We start from the raw sequence: 273 nt of genomic DNA, 5'->3' as shown, positions 1-273 counted from the left end.
ATATCGAAGCGATGGCTCGGCACTTCAACGTGCCACTGGCCTTCCCCACTCGAGGAAATGCCCAGGCCGAGGGCCGACAACAGTTGCTCGATTTCAGCGGGGTCAATGACCAGGCCAAGCATCTGTTCAACGCTTTTGGCGCGCAGGGTGATCGGCGCAACGGACGGCAGGTGCTGCTCACTGACGGTTTCAGTGATCGGACCGGCTTCGCCACCGGTGATTTCCAGCAGCAGGCCAGTGGCACGCTCCATGGCTTCACGGGCCAGCTTCCAG

General features: G+C 61.5%; 1 protein-coding gene. It reads right to left on the bottom strand.

Features of this window, described 5'->3' with window-relative positions:
• Positions 1 to 273, bottom strand: a 273-nt coding sequence (locus SB717_RS35765; protein ID WP_410907709.1) for a hypothetical protein, incomplete at both ends; no start/stop codon positions are given.

The organism is Priestia sp. SIMBA_032, from assembly GCF_046535215.1.
Taxonomy (GTDB): domain Bacteria; phylum Bacillota; class Bacilli; order Bacillales; family Bacillaceae_H; genus Priestia; species Priestia aryabhattai.
Note: the sequence above shows the minus strand (reverse complement) of the source record. Positions and strands in the feature narration are given on the sequence as shown.